This is a genomic window from Bradyrhizobium sp., assembly GCF_030654605.1.
Taxonomy (GTDB): Bacteria; Pseudomonadota; Alphaproteobacteria; order Rhizobiales; family Xanthobacteraceae; genus Bradyrhizobium.
Genome location: NZ_JAURXB010000258.1, coordinates 12,743 through 28,517 on the forward strand (window position 1 = coordinate 12,743; position 15,775 = coordinate 28,517).

Below are 15,775 nucleotides of genomic sequence, written 5' to 3' on the forward strand. Positions count from 1 at the left end.
CAATTCAGGCTAAACTGGCGCCATTGAGTCGCGCGGGCGACACCGCAAGCCCACGCTGGAGTCCCCTTGCCCACACTGGAGTCCCCTTGGAAACCGCGCTCTATCTGCCCGTCAAACGCTTCCTCGAGAACCTCGGCTTCACGGTGAAAGGCGAGATCGCCGGCTGCGACCTGGTGGCGCTGAACGGCGACGAACCGCCGATCGTGGTGATCGGCGAATTGAAACTTACCTTCAATCTCGAGCTGGTCCTGCAGGCGGTCGACCGCGCCGCCGCCGCCGACGAGGTCTGGCTTGCGGCCCGGATGTCGGCGCGCGGCAAGGGCCGCGAGAGCGACGCGCGTTACCGCAATCTGTGCCGCCGGCTCGGCTTCGGCATGCTCGCGGTCACCGCTACCGGCGACGTCGAGGTCCTGGTCAAGCCGCCCGAGACCAGCCCGCGCCGCAATCCGAAGAAGCGCTCCCGGCTTGTCGCCGAGCACCGCCGACGCAAGGGCGATCCGGCGCTCGGCGGCAGTACGCGCTCACCGATCATGACAGCCTATCGCCAGCAGGCGCTGGCCTGCGCCTCGGCGCTGTCGAAGGGGCCGCGGCGGGTGCGCGACCTCAAGCCTGACATCCCGGATGCGCCGAAAATCCTGCTGAACAACGTCTATGGCTGGTTCGATCGCGCCGAGCGCGGCATCTATGTGCTGACCGATGCCGGCCACGCTGCGCTGAAACGCTGGCCGCAGCAGCCGGTGGATTTTTCCGGCGCGGCCGATTCAGTCCCGTAACGGCGGGAGGCAACCGATGATCGTGGTTACCTGCAGGCCAGGCTGGAGAAATTGTAAACGCATGGCTGGTTTGCCATGCCAATTTCATATTGCAATGCAACATAAGGGCACCTAGGTATCTGGCACCGATATGCGAGGCCCCCATGAGTGAAGACTGGAACACCAAATACGGCACGAGGCGCGTGCGGCGCGACCCGCCGACGCTGGAAGAGGCGATTTTCGCCGCTGTCGGCATCACCGACGATCTGGACGCGCAGGCGGAGATCGCGGCATCGCTGATGGGGCTGCCGATCGAAGCCGTTCAGGCCGAGGTGAAGAAGGCGGCGCGTCCGGTGCTGGGACGTTCGATCACTCGCGTCATCGCCGGCGAACAGGGTGCGCAGCGCTCGATCGTGGTGGAGCGCCGCGTCGTCCGGAAATTCGGCAACGACAAGCGCACCGGCACCTGACGTTACTCTGAACATCATTACCCAGTATTAACCCTTCGCAGATCGGAGATCGGCGAAGGGTTTTTTGCGCTCGATGGTCGATCAGGCCGCCCGGCCCCAGCCATACACCCGCAGCAGCATCTTCCAGTAGGCGCGGTTGACGCTGGCCATGGCGCGTGCGGCGTCGACCGGCGTCGCCATTGCGGCCCTCGCGGATTGCGGCTGCGCTTGCGGCTTTAGGTCGATCGTCCCGGTGGATTCGCCGTGGCGGAACGTCAGATTCGCGCCGAACTTGTGGGCCAGCGCCCGCATCGCCTGATTCTGCGCGCCCGTGGTGATCCGCAAGGCGCGGTAGCCCTGCGATCGCGCCTCCGCGATCAGCTTCTTGAACAGGATGCTGCCGACGCCCTGCCGGCGCACCCGCGCTTCAACGCTGAAGGCGATCTCGGGCAGCGAATCCGGCGATTGATCCGGCGGATGCAGTTCCGCCGCGCCCCGCACCACGCCATCCTCGATGTAGGCGATGATGACGGTACCGTCTTCGGCGCATTTGGCGGCATAGCGCTCGATGAAGCTGTCATCCATGAAGCCGTGGAAACGGTCATGGCGGCTTGTCGGATCAAGCCGCAGCAGGTGGTCGCGCAGCAGCGGCAGTTCTTCCTGCTGACGCAACGTCCGGACGCTGCCCCTGGCAGGGGTCGAACGCGTAATGTCTTCGTGTCTCACTTCATAACTCCTCTTGGATAGCCCTCGAGGAGGCGTCGAATCCCTAGACCCTCAATATTGTGCATCGCAGCATGGAATTCAAGCCTGCTATCAGCCTGAAATATCGGCAGAATGTCGCGAATGGGGCGTTAACAAACGTGGTAATTCGTTAACGAATGAACTGCTGTTCAATAGGTTTCATAGAACCAGCTGCGTCTGAGTCACCACCGCGACCAGCTTGCCGTCCTCGGTTTCCAGCCGGGTCTGCCAGACCTGGGTGCGGCGGCCCCGATGGACCGGCGTCGCGGTCGCAACGACAACCATTCCTTCTTTGGCGCCGCCGATGAAATTGGTCTTGCTCTCGATCGTGGTGGTGCCTTTGGCATCCTCGGGCAGGTTGAGCACGGTCGCCGCCGCCCCGACCGAATCCGCCAACGCCATCACCGCGCCGCCGTGAATGGTGTGACGCAGCGTGCACAGATCGGGACGCACCAGCATCCGCGCCACCACGCGGTCTTTTTCGGCTTCGGTGAAGACCACGCCCTTCAATTCCGCGAACGGCATCTTCATCGAGTTCAGTTTTTCAAGCGGCGTCATGGGTGCTCCCGATTTTTCTTCAAGCATTGCCTGCGAGCATGGATGAGCCAGGTAAGTCAGGCAATGACCTCCAAGGTAATGGCCGTGACAACGCGCCGGCAATTCGGCATATCGCCCTCCATGCAACAGTTCCCTCCCCGCCGGATCGTCTGCCTCACCGAAGAGACCGTCGAGACGCTGTATCTGCTCGGCGAACAGGACCGCATCGTCGGCGTCTCCGGCTACGCCGTGCGGCCGCCGCGGGTCCGGCGCGAGAAGCCGCGGGTGTCGGCCTTCATCTCGGCGGACATTCCCAAAATCCTCGCGCTCGAGCCCGACCTCGTATTGGCTTTCTCGGATTTGCAGGCCGACATCGTCGCCGACCTGGTCCGCGCCGGCGTCGCCATCCACGTCTTCAACCAGCGCGACATCGCCGGCATCCTCGCGATGATCCGCACCCTCGGCGCGCTGGTGGGTGCGGCCGGGCGCGCCGATCAACTCGCCGCAGGCTACGAGCAACGTCTCGCCGCGATCGCAGCCACTCCCCGGCCCGGGAAAAAACCAAACGTCTATTTCGAGGAATGGGACGATCCGCTGATCAGCGGCATCGGCTGGGTCTCTGAACTGATCGAGATCGCGGGCGGCGAAGACGCGCTGCCGAAATTGCGGTTTCAACAGGCGGCGAAGGATCGCATCATCCTGCCGGACGTCGTGCGCGCGGCGGCGCCGGACGTCATCCTGGCGTCGTGGTGCGGAAAGAAGGTCGTTATCGACAGGATCAGGCAGCGGCCGGGCTGGAGCGAAATTCCGGCCGTGCGTAACGACCGCATCGTCGAAATAAAATCGCCGCTGATCTTGCAGCCGGGACCGGCGGCGCTGACCGATGGACTTGATGCGATCGTCAAGGCGCTGTGGCCGGCGCTGCCAGGCTCGTGAACACGCCGCTCCGTGGCGGATTGATCACGCGCGCCGGCCAAACAAGAGGATCGCGCCAATCGGGAGGATGAAGCCAAGCACGGTCGCGATAATCAACAACGGACCCAGATCCGAATACTCCCCACGCTGGACGACGAAAACTTCGTTCAGATACTTCGTCTGCAGTTGACCTGCGACGAGCGCCAGATTCATCAACGAGGCCATGAGAGCGAACCAGGTCGCACGATGGCCCGCCGGCGCGTAGAACGCGATCAGCGTGAGCAGTGGGATCATGCTGAGTTGCGCGAAGGGCGAGGCCGCGGCGGCGTCAATGACCGCGATCGTCCGGGCGCCGAACCCGAATGTCTCCTCCGTCCAGTGATGAAGACCGTAGAACAGGCTGATATTGGGCAGCGACAGGACTGCTCCGGCGACGGCAAGCCAGAATAGCACCTTGGTCACGGAATATTCCGTCAATTGCTTGCTGAACGTCCACATCGCGACAATGGCGATGACGGCCGAGGTTTGGCGAAGGCTTCCATAGAAGGCCTCGTCGAACTTGAGCACGTCGAGCGTCCACCAGAAATAGCCGTCTCCAACGGATGGCGTGGCGCGGAACGCGAAGATGATGATGCTCGCGAACAGAATGGCGCGCCTGGTCTTCGCGTCGAGTTCGCGGGTCACGAAGAACAACATCGTGCAAATGACCAGCATCGAGAGCACGAAGACCAGTTCCTGCCCGAATGGCACACCACCGAGCGCGACAGCAAGGACGATGAGCCCAAAGGCGATGCCGCCGCCGAGGATGCGCCAGTCGAGCGGCCGTCGCTCGCTCGATTCCTGCCGGATCAGCAGAACGCCCAAAGCCGAGATGCCGGGAATGACGAGGCCGAAGAGGAACACCGTTTCCCGGGCGAAGAACTGGGCGAGCCATCCGGAGAGTCCCGCCACCGCAAGAATTCCGATACCGAGCGCAAGGCGACCCAGGACCTGCACCATGCCCAATTCGGTTCGGATCTCGTCCTCCGGACGGGCGTTCCCGGCCAGGTCCACGCGGGAGACGACCTCGGTGGACATCGCGTCCGCAACGACGTCCTGGATCACGGTACCGACCACGATCAGCATCGCACCGAGGATGTAAAGGCTGTCGGTCCGGGCGAACACGATCCATCCGCCGGCCGCGCCGGCCAGCGTGAACAATCCGCAGGCGGTAAAGGCGGCCCCGATCAGGATGTAGGAGCGACGCTGCGAGCCGAAGATCGGAACGCTGTCGACCAGCTGGCCGAACACCATTTTCACCGTCCACGGCAGACTGAGCCAGACTCCTATTCCGGCAAGCTCGGCCGGGGTGAGAACCAGACGCTCCTTGATCCACATGTCGCGGCTCACGTCGATGATGCCGAGGGCGCCGTAGGCAAAATAGACCATCAGCAGCGGCAGGTAGGTGCGGCGGAAGCCGAGCACGGGTCGCATGAGGCTGGGCATCCGTGCCGTAGCAGCCTCGACGATGGTTGCCAGCAGCGTCCCGCGTGCCTTTGGCCCTTCCGTGAGTTGGCTCATGAGGATGAGTTCCCTGACGCGAATCAAATACGCTCGCGCTTGAGAATGTAGTGGAAAGACGAGCGTCGCAGCTGCCATCTTCCATCAGCTGCCCGGCTGGACCGACCGAGGAGAACGTAGATGTCTGTCCAGCCTGTAGCTACGCCGAATGCGTCGGCGCGCCTCGTTCGCTCGCTCACGCTGACGCACGCGGTGCTCTATGGTCTCGGCGTCACCATCGGGGCCGGCATCTACGTCCTTGTCGGCCTCGCCGCGGGCCGCAGCGGCATGCACGCGCCGCTTGCCTTCGTGGGTGCGGCGCTCGTCATGGCCTTCAGCGCGGCATCGTTTGCCGAGTTGGGAACGCGCATGCCCGTGAGCGCCAGCGAGGCGGCTTATGTGCATGCCGCGTTCCGGCTCGATTGGCTCAGCCTCGGCGTCGGACTTCTCGTGGTCACGACGGCAATCATCTCTGCCGCGACGATCAGCGTCGGCAGCGCGGGTTATGTTGCGGTTTTTCTGCCCATCCCCGCGCCGTGGATCATTTCCGGGGTCGTTCTTGCCATGGGGATCGTGGCATGTCTCGCTACGGTTCAATCGGTCACATTCGCCGGGATCATGACGCTCATCGAAGTGGGCGGCCTCGCGCTGATCATCGTTGCCGGCCTGGGTCACGGGACCGATGTCTTCAGCCGCCTTCCGGAGATTTGGCCTTCCGCTGGCGATACCACGGCCTGGATCGGAATAGCCGGAACGTCGCTCATAGCGGTGTTTGCCTTCCTCGGTTTCGAGCATCTCGTCAACGTTGCGGAAGAAATGAAGGAACCGAGCCGCACCCTGCCGCGCGCACTGTTCCTGACGCTGGGCATCACCGCGTTCATTTACGGAGTGGTTGTGTGGATCGCGGTGACGGCGGTGCCTCCGCAAGAGCTCGCCCGCTCCCCGGCGCCGCTTGCGCTGGTCTTCGAGCGCCTCACGGGCCTGCCGCTCGTCACCATGGGCGCCATCGCCATCGTGGCGACGCTGAACGGCATCATCGTCCATATGATCATGATTGCCCGGGTGATCTATGGCCTGGCCGATCAGGGCAACCTTCCGAAGGCCCTTACACGGCTGAACCCGGTGACGCACACACCTCTTCTGGCGACGGCGATCGGCGTTGCAGCCATTCTCATGCTTGCGCTGGCCGTTCCGCTCGCAGGCCTCGCCGACCTGACGGCGGGGTTCACGCTCGTGATTTTCTCGATCGTGAACCTCGCGCTGATCCGGATCAAAAGCAGGAATGAAGCCCCGCCGCCGGGAATCTTCATTTGTCCGCGTTGGGTACCGTTTGCAGGCTTCGTTTCCAGTGTGCTGCTTCTCATCGTCGACCTGATCGTATGATGACCCGCCCCGCTCGCGCGAAACATGAGGGGTACCGCTTCATTCCAGCCATCCTGCGCACCGGCCGTTCCCCGGACGCTGCGCAGCGCTCTCCCGGCGATGCGAAGCATCGTCCGGTGCGCTGCTGATCCAGGGTCCATCCTCGTGGGCCACCGGGTGCCGGTTCTGCGGAACAGCGCGACCGGGACACGAATGTCAGACCTTCTCCACCCCGCACCATTCCGCGATGAACAGCGCGGTGGCCTTGGTTGATTTCCTCAAGGAGTCGAGGTCGACATATTCGTTGAAGCCGTGCATCGCAGCGCCACTCGCTCCGAAGCACAGGCTCGGGATGTTGTAGTTCAGCCCGTAGAACCGCGTGTCGGTGAGCGCGGTGAACACGAGATCCTGCACCGCGCCGCCATAGACCGCCGTGAACGCCTTGCCGAAGGCGGCTTCCGCTTCGGCGGATTCCTTCAGCTCATAGCCTTCCGACAGGAAGCCGGACCATTCCACACTGGGCGGGTTGTTGGAGAGGAAGCGATGATCGCGCGCCGCCGCCGAGACGCAGGCCAGAATCTCGTTCTGGCAATCGGCCACCGACCAGCCCGGCAGGATCGCGATCCGGCAATCGACGTCGCACCAAGCGGGCACGCTGGAGGCCCAGTCGCCGCCCTTGATGATGCCGGGGTTGAAGTTGATCGGATGCGTCACCGCCTTGAAATGATGATCGGCCTTGGCGCGCTCGTTCCATTCGACCTCGAGCTTTTCCAGCGCGTGGATCAGATGATAGGCTGCGGTGATGGCGTTGGAGCCGGAGCCCGCCTCGGCGACATGCACCGGAACGCCGCGCACCCGCAGGCGAAACCAGATCACGCCGACCTGCGAGCGCACCATCCGGCCTGAGGTCGGCTCGGGAATGAAACAGGCATCGGCGCGATAGCCACGCTGCAAGGTGGAGAGCGCGCCAACGCCGGTGCTCTCTTCCTCGATCACGGACTGAAAGTGAATCCGCGCGGTCGGCTTCAGCCCGGCGGCCTTGATGGCGTCGAGCGCGTAGAGCGCGCCGATGGTGCCGGACTTCATGTCGCAGGCGCCGCGGCCATACATCCTGCCGTCCCTCACGACAGGCGAAAACGGCGGCGTGTCCCACATGTCGAGCGGGCCGGTCGGCACCACGTCGCAATGCCCCTGCAGGATCAGTGACTTTCCGGCGTTGCTCTGGGGACGGTAAGTTCCGACCACGGTGCGCGCCCTGGAAAAATCATGCTCGATCGGACCGAAGCCGCGCAAATCCTTCAGGTCGTCGACGTCGATATGCCAGTCGTCGACCTCATAGCCGCGCTGGCGCAGCAGATCGCCGATCATGTCCTGGCACGGCCCTTCCGCGCCGCGGGTGGAGGGAATCGCGACAAAGTCCCTGGTGGTCGCCAGCTGCGCGTCAAAACCGGCATCGACGGCGTCGAGGATTCGTTGCTTGGTATCGCTTGTATTGGATTGCATTGCCATTCCCTGGAGGAGCGCTTCGGTGGAACCGGGGCGATCAAACCATACTTTGTCCCGATGTGCTGACGTTTTTGATCGCTTTCAGAATCGTAACTGCATCAATAGAGTGCACTGATATGCGCTCCCATGGAGATCCCGGATGTCCGGCAACCGCAACCTCATGTTCCTGATCATCGGCGCGCTGATCGTCGCGGTAGGTGTGCTCGGTTACAGCCTCTACCAGGCCAAGAAGGAGCCGGAGGGCGTGCAGATCAATGTCGGCCCGGGCGGACTGAAGATCCAGACCAAGTGAGACGGAATTAGCGCGGCATGAAACTCTCGCACGTCAGGTGTTGCTGGACTGGATTGGCCGCTTGTTTGGCGCTGTGCGCGCTCACGCCGACAGCGATGGCGGAGCAAGTGGCGCGCGAGCGGGACATCGTCAATCTGCGGCTGGGCCAGCGCATCCTGGTCGATGACGGCTCCTGCCCCGCCGGCCAGATCAAGGAAGTATCCGGCTCCCAGATGACGGCAACCGGAATCGTCGCGGTGCGAAAATGCATTCCGCGGCTGGGCACGAAGAAGCGATAGTTGGCGCCGTTATTTCTTATCGGTTCAACCACTCCGGACCTCATCCTGAGGAGCACGGCGAAGCCGGGCGTCTCGAAGGATGGCGGCTTGCACGGCCATCGCCTGCGGCCATCCTTCGAGACGCATCGCTTGCGCGATGCTCCTCAGGATGAGGTCCGAACGGGATGCCTATGAGATTCCAACTTCGGAAACGCCTCGCTAGAACATGCCGTTGCTGTTGGCGGCCTTTTCCGGAACATCCTGCACGACGTCCCAGTGCTCGACGATCTTGCCGTCCTCGAGCTTGAAGATATCGACGATGGCGCGGCCACGGGTTCCCTTCTCGCGCACGCTATGGACGTGCAGGATGACATAATCTCCCTCGGCGAAGCTCCGCTTGATCTCGCTGCGGGAGTCGGGAAATTTTTCACGCAGGAAATTCAGGAATGCCTTGAAACCCTCGATCCCGTCGGGCGCCGTCGGATTGTGCTGGACGTAGCGCGATCCGAAGAATTTAGCGGCGGCGTCGAAATCCTTGCGGTTGAGCCCCGCCTCGTAGAATTCCAGCACCGTTTTCTCGTTGGCCGCCAGCTTCGCCGCATCGTCAGCGGCGGCCGGGGATACTGCCAACGTCAACATGCTCAAGAGAACGACGACCAGGACTCGCATGGGAATTCCTCCGTGTGATCGCCACCAGCGCCAGGCAACGCATCAGGATGCGCCGTAGCTGCAATCGCCATCCGCAACGGTTAGATCAGGAGTTGCCGCGGTGTCGAGCGCGCGGCGGCCGAACAATCGGCGGGCGTTGACACGCTATTTCGGAACGCTTGCTATTTCTGGGGGCTTGCGGCTGCCAGTTCCACGGGCTCGAACATGCATTGCAGTGTCGGCTTCGCAATCTTGGTGAAGGTTGCGCCGATCTGGGATTGTTTCGACGGTGGCACCCATTCGGTCTCGATGGTCGGCACGCCGGTCTCGCTGATACCGCGCAGCAGCGCTTCGCGAAGGTCAATGTCTTCGACGGTCGCGGCGGCGTAGTCGTGCAGGCAGCTGCATACCGATTCCGGATGCGCCCAGCGGCCCACCATATGGGGAGCACACAGCCGCACGAACTCACCGCGCGGATCGGGCATCTTCAACAGCGAGCGGACCCGCTGAAATTGAGGCTGCGAAACGTGAGGCTGCGGTGCTTGAAGCTGCGGCGCCTGGAGCTGCGCTACCTGAGGTGCTTGTACCTGGGCCTGCGCCGCACCGGCGAGAAGGGCGGAAGCGACGATCGCGACTGAACTGATACGAAGAAGCATGATGGCCTTACCGGCAACTTTCTTTGTCTGGCTCGGCAGCGCCTCAGCGGGCTGCAATGACGATGGCCTGGGCAGGAGAAGCGATCGGCGGGCCGTTATAGGCGAAAGTGCCGACACCCGGAATGGCATTTTCAGACGAACCGGCCATCGAGGGGCCCGCGAGCACGAAGGCGAAGGCAAGGATGAAACTGAGGGTCCGCATTTGGCTGTCTCCGCTTTTGGCCTGCCGGCGCTGCGCCGTCGTCGTTGGGAAACAGATAACTTTTCGTTGTTTCCGGATGTCTGCGCCAAAAGCGGGAAATGGTTTCGTCACCCGGGAGAATTGTTTCGTCGCCGGTCATGCGACGAAACAATTGTCGGAAAACTTCAATTAATTCAGTCGATGGGGTTGGCAGAGCAGGCCTACGCGAGAGCCCTGATGGCTCCCCTGCCCCGTTGTCCGCTGGGTCACTCGTTCACTGGCTGAGTTCGGCCATCAGTTCGGGCGCCGGGGTCATGATCGGCGCTCCGCAATAAACGAAGGTGCCGACCCCCGGCACGTCGCGATCGGCCGAGCCCGCCAGCGAGGGCCCGGTCAGGACCAGCACGAGGACGATCATATAGCTGAGGGCTCGCATCGGACTTTCTCCACCAGGGATCTCTCAACGTCAGACGTCGACAAAAACGATGGGGTTCGAATCCCCGGGCGGGATTTTAATCTTTCTCTGGTGGAGAAGGCCTTGGGCGGCGCGGCACCCTTGAACCGAAGTCTCGCGGCGGCCGACTCACGGCAGCGACATGCAACCTTTCGCAGTGGTTGCGCGTTGTGACCTGACATTAGGCAAAGGATAGAGTCGTGGGCAACATCGATGTTGGCAACAAAACCCCGACGCGCAACCCCGGCCGGCCGATGATCGAACGCCTGGCCCGGACTGACGGTACCTCCGAACGGCGGATCCAAGCTCCCAATACCGCCAGTCTGAAACGTTCGGTAAATTGCGGCGCGATGTCACAGCAATGCGGCGACAGCGGCAACATCTCGACGCCACAGAAACTCGTCCAGCTGATAGGATGCCGCGACCCCAAGGCCGGCTCCGCGCCATGGGTGCGGCCTGGTGCGCGCCCTGGCCCTGCCAAGCCGTAGAAGCGGATCCGGCTCCGCTCAGTGAATGAACTCGCCGCACCTCTGAACCACCGCGTCGGCGGCTCCCCACGGCATGATCGGCACCGATGAGGTTGAGTTCTTCGGCGAGCCTTCGATCAGCCTGTCCGAATACACCATATAGACCAGCACGTTGCGCTTGGCGTCGCAACCGCGGACGATCTGCATCTTCTTGAAGAACAGCGAGCGCCGCTGCCGGAACATATCCTCGCCCTGCTCCGATTTGGCCTTGAAGCGAATTGGGCCAATCTGGCGGCATGCCAATGAAATATCAGAGACTTCCTCGGCCAGCCCGAGCCAGCCCTTGTAGCCGCCCCTCTCCGGTACGGTGAAATGGCAGGCCACGCCCTCGACTTCGGGGTCGTCGAGGCCATAGGTCGCCAACTTGTCGTTGGGGCTGAGCCACTTGAACACGGTCGAGCGGCGGAAGATCAGGTCCGGTTCGTCGGCAGCGTGGGCCGGCACGGCGGGCCACAACGACACGCATAGAAGTGCCAGCAAGGCCCAAAGCCCCCATTTGACGTCGTACGGCCTGAAGGCTTGGAATGTCATGGATATCTCCGTGGCGGTTTTCACCCATGTAGGTGTGCTGACGCTGCTCGGTAAGGTTTGGCGGTAACTGACGACCGCGGCGCGTTTAACCGAATGTGAGGCTTTTTTGCTACGCTTGCCGGCAAACTCGCGGGCTTCACCGGGCCTGTGCTGGTGAACGTGTTGCGCCTCTGCGACAACTAAGCATTCAAAGGCTGGATTCGAGGATATTACGCGTGGACGGGAACCGGATTTTTTTGGCTGATTTTGCGACCAAACGGTTTTGGCAGATTGGGGTTTTGACGGCGGCTGGAGCCATCTGCCTGGCTTCCCCTGTCGAGGCTGCCCGGTATTACTCGGATTACGAGTCGGGCTTTTTCCAAAGCCGGCAGGCGCCGCCGCAACCGCGGCCGCAACGGGCTCGTCCTCGACAGGCCAAGAAGGTCGAGGCGCCAAAGGATTCCGTCAAACCGCAAGGTGCTGTGATCATCGCGATCTCGATCGAGCGGCAAACCCTGAAGGTCTACGACGCCAACGGATTTTTCGCGGAAACGCCGATCTCCACGGGCATGAAGGGCCATCCGACGCCGATGGGCGTCTTCAGCATCATTCAAAAGCACAAGCTGCACCATTCCAACATCTATAGCGGCGCGCCGATGCCGTTCATGCAGCGGATCACCTGGTCGGGCATCGCGATGCATGCCGGCGTGCTGCCGGGCTACCCGGCATCGCACGGCTGCATCCGCATGCCGATGGCGTTCGCCGCCCGGATATGGAACTGGACCAAGATGGGCGCGCGGGTCGTCGTCACGCCAGGCGAAATCACCCCGGCCAGGTTTGCGCATCCCCTGCTCGCCGCCCAGAAGATCGTCCCGCAGCCGCCGTCTGCTGCGCTCGAGCCGAATCCGGATGCGCCGCCGGCCCCAAAGGCCGACAAGGCGGCGGATGCCGGTACCACGGTCAAGGCCACGGTTGCAGAGGCGAGCCTCGAACTCCGGTCGTCAGTCGGCCACGGCGCCGGTACCCGCACCGCGGACGCCAGCGGCGCCACCAACGCTTCGGTCACGATGTCCGATGCTTCGCCATCCGCGGCCAACCCGCCACAGCCCGAGAGAGCTGAAGCAAAATCCGAAGCCGCAGCGACCGATGCTGAGCCGGCCGCGTCCAGGCCGGATCAGATCGCTTCATCCGACGCCCAGCCCACCGAGACCAAACCGACGGAAACAGCGAGCGCTGAAACCAAAGCTGCCGACACTGAAGCGAAGTCGGATGCCCCCTCTGCATCAGCGCAGGCCACCGGCGAAACTGTAAAGTCCGAGGCAACCGAAAGCGCAAAGCCCGAGGTTACGAAGGTCGAGGCGAAAGCCGATGAAGCCGCGCCAGAGGCGGCCACGCCAGACGCAATCAAGACGACCGAAAAGCCCGACACCAGGCCCGACGACAGTGTCACCGCGACAACCGATGCCGCTTCGGATGTGAAGAAAGACCAAACCCGCCTGCCGAACGCCGAGAAGCCCGTGGTCGCCAAACCCGAACCGCCGAAGCCGGCCGGCCGGATCGCGGTGCTGATCAGCCGCAAGGACGGCAAGCTCTACGTGCGCGAGAATTTCAAACCGCTGTTCGATGTACCCGTGACCATCGCCCCGAGCGACCGCCTGCTTGGCACGCATGTGTTCACGGCGGAGGTCGACAAGGACGACGCCAATGCGCTGCGCTGGTCGGTGGTTTCGCTGCCGGTCGCGGCGCGCAACGCGCAGAAGAATGAGGACGAAGAACGTGCGTCGCGGCGGCGCAGGATCGCAGGCGTCGTGCCGGCCGAAGTGAAGCAGCCGTTGCCGGCGCCGAACAGCCCGGCCGAGGCGCTGGACCGCATCACGATTCCGCCGGAAGCCACGGCGCGCATCGCCGAGGCGCTCAGCACCGGTGGCTCGATCGTGGTGTCCGACCAGGGCATCAACCAGGGCGGCGAAACCGGCGAAGGCACCGATTTCATCGTTTCGCTGCGGTAAGGCGATCTCGGGCGATCCCGCCGTTCGGCGCCATCGCTTCGCGGTCGCGGCTGAGCTAAGAGACTGGAGGCATGAACGAGCTTCCCACCCCGGCCCGCACAACCGCGCCGCCGATCGTTTCGGCTGACGCCTTTGACCGGCTCAATTTCCTCGGCTGGCGATGGGGATTGGCGGCCGTCGTCGCCGGTATGGCGGCGTCGTTTTTTCTGCTCGGCTATGCGCTGGTCTACTGGCGCAATGCCGACATGGATTTCATGGTGGTCTACAACGCGCTTGTCCTCAACGACGGCAAGCCGCAGCGGTTCTTCGATCACACCGCCTATATCAGCATTCTGTCGGTGCAATACTGGTTCAGGCTGCTGCACGGGCTCGGCCTGCTCGACGCCTGGACGCTGTCCGCCATTCCAGCGGCATCGGATGCAGCCGGCTTCGACGCGGCGATGACCAGCGCGGTCCGCGCCGGACGCGTGCTGGTCCTGTTGACCGCGACCGGCTGCGTGCTGGTTTTCGCCGGCCTGGTCCGCCACGTGGTGCGCGACTGGCGGATCGCGATGATGGCGATCTTCGCCTTCGCATTTTCCGGCGGCGTCGCCGTGCATTCGCGTATCTTGCGCAGCGAGATGGTGGCGGCCTGCCCTGTCATTTTCGCGGCTCTGATCCTGATCGTGGTCGGCCGCCGCGCCAGCCTCGCCCGTCCGCTGGCGGTGGCGGCAGCCGCCGCACTATGCGTGCTCGGCCTCGAGAACAAGGTGCAGGCGATCCTGCTGATCGGCGCGCTGCCCATCGTGATCCTGCCGTTCGGCAGCGCCACCGGCACCAGCGTGGCGTTCTGGCGCCATTCGCCATGGCGCTGGCTGGCAATGGCCGCCGCGGCCGGCGCCGCCATTGCCGCTGTGGCGACGGCGTGGCCGATCATCGCCACCGGGTTTGACCGCGCCTTGCTGGATGCCGCCCAGTTCCGCCCCTTGCTGCTCGGCCGCTTCGGCATCTATCAGGCCGCGCTGCTGGTCCTGACCGGCGGCTGCATGGTCGCTTATGCCAGGATCTGGCGCGTCAGCGCCGCCGAAACGCTGGCGTCGATGTTCACCATGGCCGCCGGCGCATCGATTGCCCTGCTCGCGCTAAACCTGGAATACAACACCAGCAATGTCATCGCCGTCGTCAATCCGCTGGAGAAAATGCTGTCGTTTGCCGATGCAAGCACAACCAGCGCCGCGATTGCCTCCGGCCCATGGGGAATCCTGTCGCTGCTCGATGGCATCGGATCGGTGCTGGCGCGCTATACGTTCGTGCTGCATCCGTCCCCGCGGCCGGCGATGTTTCTGCCATGGTTGATCGTCCCGCTCATCATCTATGCGTGGCGGCGCGACGAAAAGCTGGCCGCGGTCCAGGCCCTGATGCTGCTGCTGGCAGCGATCGGAATCGACACGCTGACCGTGCGCCGTGGATTGAAATCCGAATATTTCATCTTCACCGATCCGCTGATTATCCTCGCCTTCGCTGTTCTGCTGGAGCCGCTGAGCGATTTGCGCTTTCACAAATGGGCCTATCCCGTCGGCGCGACGCTGTTCGTACTCCATATCGCCGTCGGCCAGGCCGAGGCAGTCAAATACGCCACCAAGCGCAGCGGCCCGCAATCGATCTGCGAATGGAACCGGCAATACCTGCCGCTGCTGCCGCTGCCCTGGTGCCCGGCCCGGCCATAACGGGGTGTTGAATGCGGCCGCTCGTGGGTTGCGCTATCGTCGCCCGAGGCAAAATCTGCGGGAGAACGGCCCCGGGAGGTGTGACCATGATCGACCGCAGGACCATCCTCACGGCCGCGCTCGCCGCGATCGCAGCCCCGGCCTCGACATCAAGCGCCCTGGCGCAGGCCGCGGTCAGCCGGATCACGGCCTATGCCTTTTCGTTTCCAGCGCTCGCGGGCGGCGATATCCGGCTCGCCGATCATGCCGGCCGGCCGCTTCTGGTGGTCAACACGGCGTCGTTGTGCGGCTACACCCCGCAATATGCCGGGTTGCAGGAGCTTTGGACGGAGTTTCACAGCCGGGGCCTGATGATCCTGGGCGTCCCCTCCAATGATTTCGGCGGGCAGGAGCCCGGCGGCGCGGCCGAGATCGCAAATACCGCGCAGCAGCATGGCGCCACCTTCCCGATCGCGGCCAAGGCCATCGTGAAGGGCCCGAATGCGCATCCGTTCTACAAATGGGCCGCCGAAGCCCGCCCCAGGGAAGTTCCACGCTGGAACTTCCACAAGTATCTGATCGGGCGCGACGGCTATATCGTGGAGGTCTTTCCCGAGTCCGTCGCCCCATCGGATACCCGCGTCAAAACCGCCATCGCCCGGGCGCTCGCGGACTCCTGACGCGGCCGAATGAGGCGTATCGGCGACCTATCTTAGGCTTTGGATAAAAGCCGTTGCCGTGGCGGCGCCGGT

19 protein-coding genes are annotated in these 15,775 nt (G+C 63.5%); 10 read left to right on the forward strand and 9 right to left on the reverse strand.

Annotated features, from left to right (window positions below; all coding sequences use genetic code 11):
- The first annotated feature begins 86 nt into the window (after nt 1–86).
- Together Q7U29_RS23125 and Q7U29_RS23130 are read left to right on the forward strand one after the other, a co-directional pair.
- Nucleotides 87–773 (forward strand): DUF2161 domain-containing phosphodiesterase, encoded by a 687-nt coding sequence (locus Q7U29_RS23125; protein ID WP_304745170.1) that lies wholly within the window; start codon nt 87–89, stop codon nt 771–773.
- Between the two features lie 143 nt (nt 774–916).
- Nucleotides 917–1,222 (forward strand): hypothetical protein, encoded by a 306-nt coding sequence (locus tag Q7U29_RS23130; protein WP_304745172.1) that lies wholly within the window; start codon nt 917–919, stop codon nt 1,220–1,222.
- A gap of 81 nt (nt 1,223–1,303) precedes the next feature.
- Here Q7U29_RS23130 and Q7U29_RS23135 read toward each other — a convergent pair whose 3' ends face one another.
- Nucleotides 1,304–1,927 (reverse strand): GNAT family N-acetyltransferase, encoded by a 624-nt coding sequence (locus Q7U29_RS23135; RefSeq protein WP_304745173.1) that lies wholly within the window; start codon nt 1,925–1,927, stop codon nt 1,304–1,306.
- Nucleotides 1,928–2,104: 177 nt separating this feature from the next.
- Entirely contained in the window at nt 2,105–2,503 is a 399-nt protein-coding gene (locus Q7U29_RS23140; protein ID WP_304745174.1) for a PaaI family thioesterase, read from the reverse strand.
- Nucleotides 2,504–2,623: 120 nt separating this feature from the next.
- On the opposite strand from Q7U29_RS23140, the gene Q7U29_RS23145 reads away from it, so the two are divergent.
- Nucleotides 2,624–3,418, forward strand: a complete 795-nt coding sequence (locus Q7U29_RS23145) for a cobalamin-binding protein (RefSeq protein WP_304745175.1) — start codon at nt 2,624–2,626, stop codon at nt 3,416–3,418.
- Between the two features lie 24 nt (nt 3,419–3,442).
- Here Q7U29_RS23145 and Q7U29_RS23150 read toward each other — a convergent pair whose 3' ends face one another.
- Entirely contained in the window at nt 3,443–4,957 is a 1,515-nt protein-coding gene (locus tag Q7U29_RS23150; protein WP_304745176.1) for a hypothetical protein, read from the reverse strand.
- A gap of 120 nt (nt 4,958–5,077) precedes the next feature.
- On the opposite strand from Q7U29_RS23150, the gene Q7U29_RS23155 reads away from it, so the two are divergent.
- Nucleotides 5,078–6,319 carry an APC family permease gene (locus tag Q7U29_RS23155; protein WP_304745178.1) on the forward strand — a complete coding sequence of 414 codons (1,242 nt, stop codon included), beginning with the start codon at nt 5,078–5,080 and terminating at the stop codon, nt 6,317–6,319.
- A gap of 195 nt (nt 6,320–6,514) precedes the next feature.
- Here the strand turns inward: Q7U29_RS23155 and Q7U29_RS23160 are convergent, their stop codons facing one another.
- Nucleotides 6,515–7,801, reverse strand: coding sequence for an ArgE/DapE family deacylase (locus Q7U29_RS23160; RefSeq protein ID WP_304745180.1), 1,287 nt, complete (start codon nt 7,799–7,801; stop codon nt 6,515–6,517).
- Between the two features lie 142 nt (nt 7,802–7,943).
- Between Q7U29_RS23160 and Q7U29_RS23165 the strand changes: the two genes are divergently transcribed.
- Nucleotides 7,944–8,096, forward strand: a complete 153-nt coding sequence (locus Q7U29_RS23165; RefSeq protein ID WP_304745182.1) for a hypothetical protein — start codon at nt 7,944–7,946, stop codon at nt 8,094–8,096.
- A 17-nt stretch (nt 8,097–8,113) separates the two neighbouring features.
- Nucleotides 8,114–8,374: a DUF6719 family protein gene (locus Q7U29_RS23170; RefSeq protein WP_370691813.1), complete on the forward strand. Its 261-nt coding sequence runs from the start codon at nt 8,114–8,116 to the stop codon at nt 8,372–8,374.
- A 198-nt stretch (nt 8,375–8,572) separates the two neighbouring features.
- Here the strand turns inward: Q7U29_RS23170 and Q7U29_RS23175 are convergent, their stop codons facing one another.
- The 4 genes from Q7U29_RS23175 to Q7U29_RS23190 form a co-directional block, all read right to left on the reverse strand.
- Nucleotides 8,573–9,022, reverse strand: coding sequence for an ester cyclase (locus Q7U29_RS23175; RefSeq protein ID WP_304745184.1), 450 nt, complete (start codon nt 9,020–9,022; stop codon nt 8,573–8,575).
- 161 nt (nt 9,023–9,183) lie between these two features.
- The gene (locus tag Q7U29_RS23180; protein WP_304745186.1) at nt 9,184–9,657 is read right to left on the reverse strand and encodes a hypothetical protein; all 474 of its coding nucleotides are present in this window, start codon (nt 9,655–9,657) and stop codon (nt 9,184–9,186) included.
- A gap of 43 nt (nt 9,658–9,700) precedes the next feature.
- Nucleotides 9,701–9,859 carry a hypothetical protein gene (locus Q7U29_RS23185; RefSeq protein ID WP_304745188.1) on the reverse strand — a complete coding sequence of 53 codons (159 nt, stop codon included), beginning with the start codon at nt 9,857–9,859 and terminating at the stop codon, nt 9,701–9,703.
- A 253-nt stretch (nt 9,860–10,112) separates the two neighbouring features.
- Nucleotides 10,113–10,274: a hypothetical protein gene (locus Q7U29_RS23190; protein WP_304745190.1), complete on the reverse strand. Its 162-nt coding sequence runs from the start codon at nt 10,272–10,274 to the stop codon at nt 10,113–10,115.
- 218 nt (nt 10,275–10,492) lie between these two features.
- Here Q7U29_RS23190 and Q7U29_RS23195 point away from each other — a divergent pair, with 218 nt between their 5' ends.
- Nucleotides 10,493–10,780 (forward strand): hypothetical protein, encoded by a 288-nt coding sequence (locus Q7U29_RS23195; protein WP_304745192.1) that lies wholly within the window; start codon nt 10,493–10,495, stop codon nt 10,778–10,780.
- Nucleotides 10,781–10,798: 18 nt separating this feature from the next.
- Here the strand turns inward: Q7U29_RS23195 and Q7U29_RS23200 are convergent, their stop codons facing one another.
- On the reverse strand, nt 10,799–11,350 hold the full coding sequence (locus Q7U29_RS23200) for a CreA family protein (protein ID WP_304745194.1): 552 nt from the start codon (nt 11,348–11,350) through the stop codon (nt 10,799–10,801).
- Between the two features lie 215 nt (nt 11,351–11,565).
- On the opposite strand from Q7U29_RS23200, the gene Q7U29_RS23205 reads away from it, so the two are divergent.
- From Q7U29_RS23205 to Q7U29_RS23215, 3 genes are all read left to right on the forward strand, one after another.
- A complete protein-coding gene (locus Q7U29_RS23205) occupies nt 11,566–13,338 on the forward strand; it encodes a L,D-transpeptidase (protein ID WP_304745196.1) in 1,773 nt (590 codons plus the stop codon).
- 71 nt (nt 13,339–13,409) lie between these two features.
- A complete protein-coding gene (locus tag Q7U29_RS23210; protein WP_304745198.1) occupies nt 13,410–15,044 on the forward strand; it encodes a hypothetical protein in 1,635 nt (544 codons plus the stop codon).
- 86 nt (nt 15,045–15,130) lie between these two features.
- Nucleotides 15,131–15,703: a glutathione peroxidase gene (locus Q7U29_RS23215; protein WP_304745200.1), complete on the forward strand. Its 573-nt coding sequence runs from the start codon at nt 15,131–15,133 to the stop codon at nt 15,701–15,703.
- Nucleotides 15,704–15,775 lie beyond the last annotated feature (72 nt).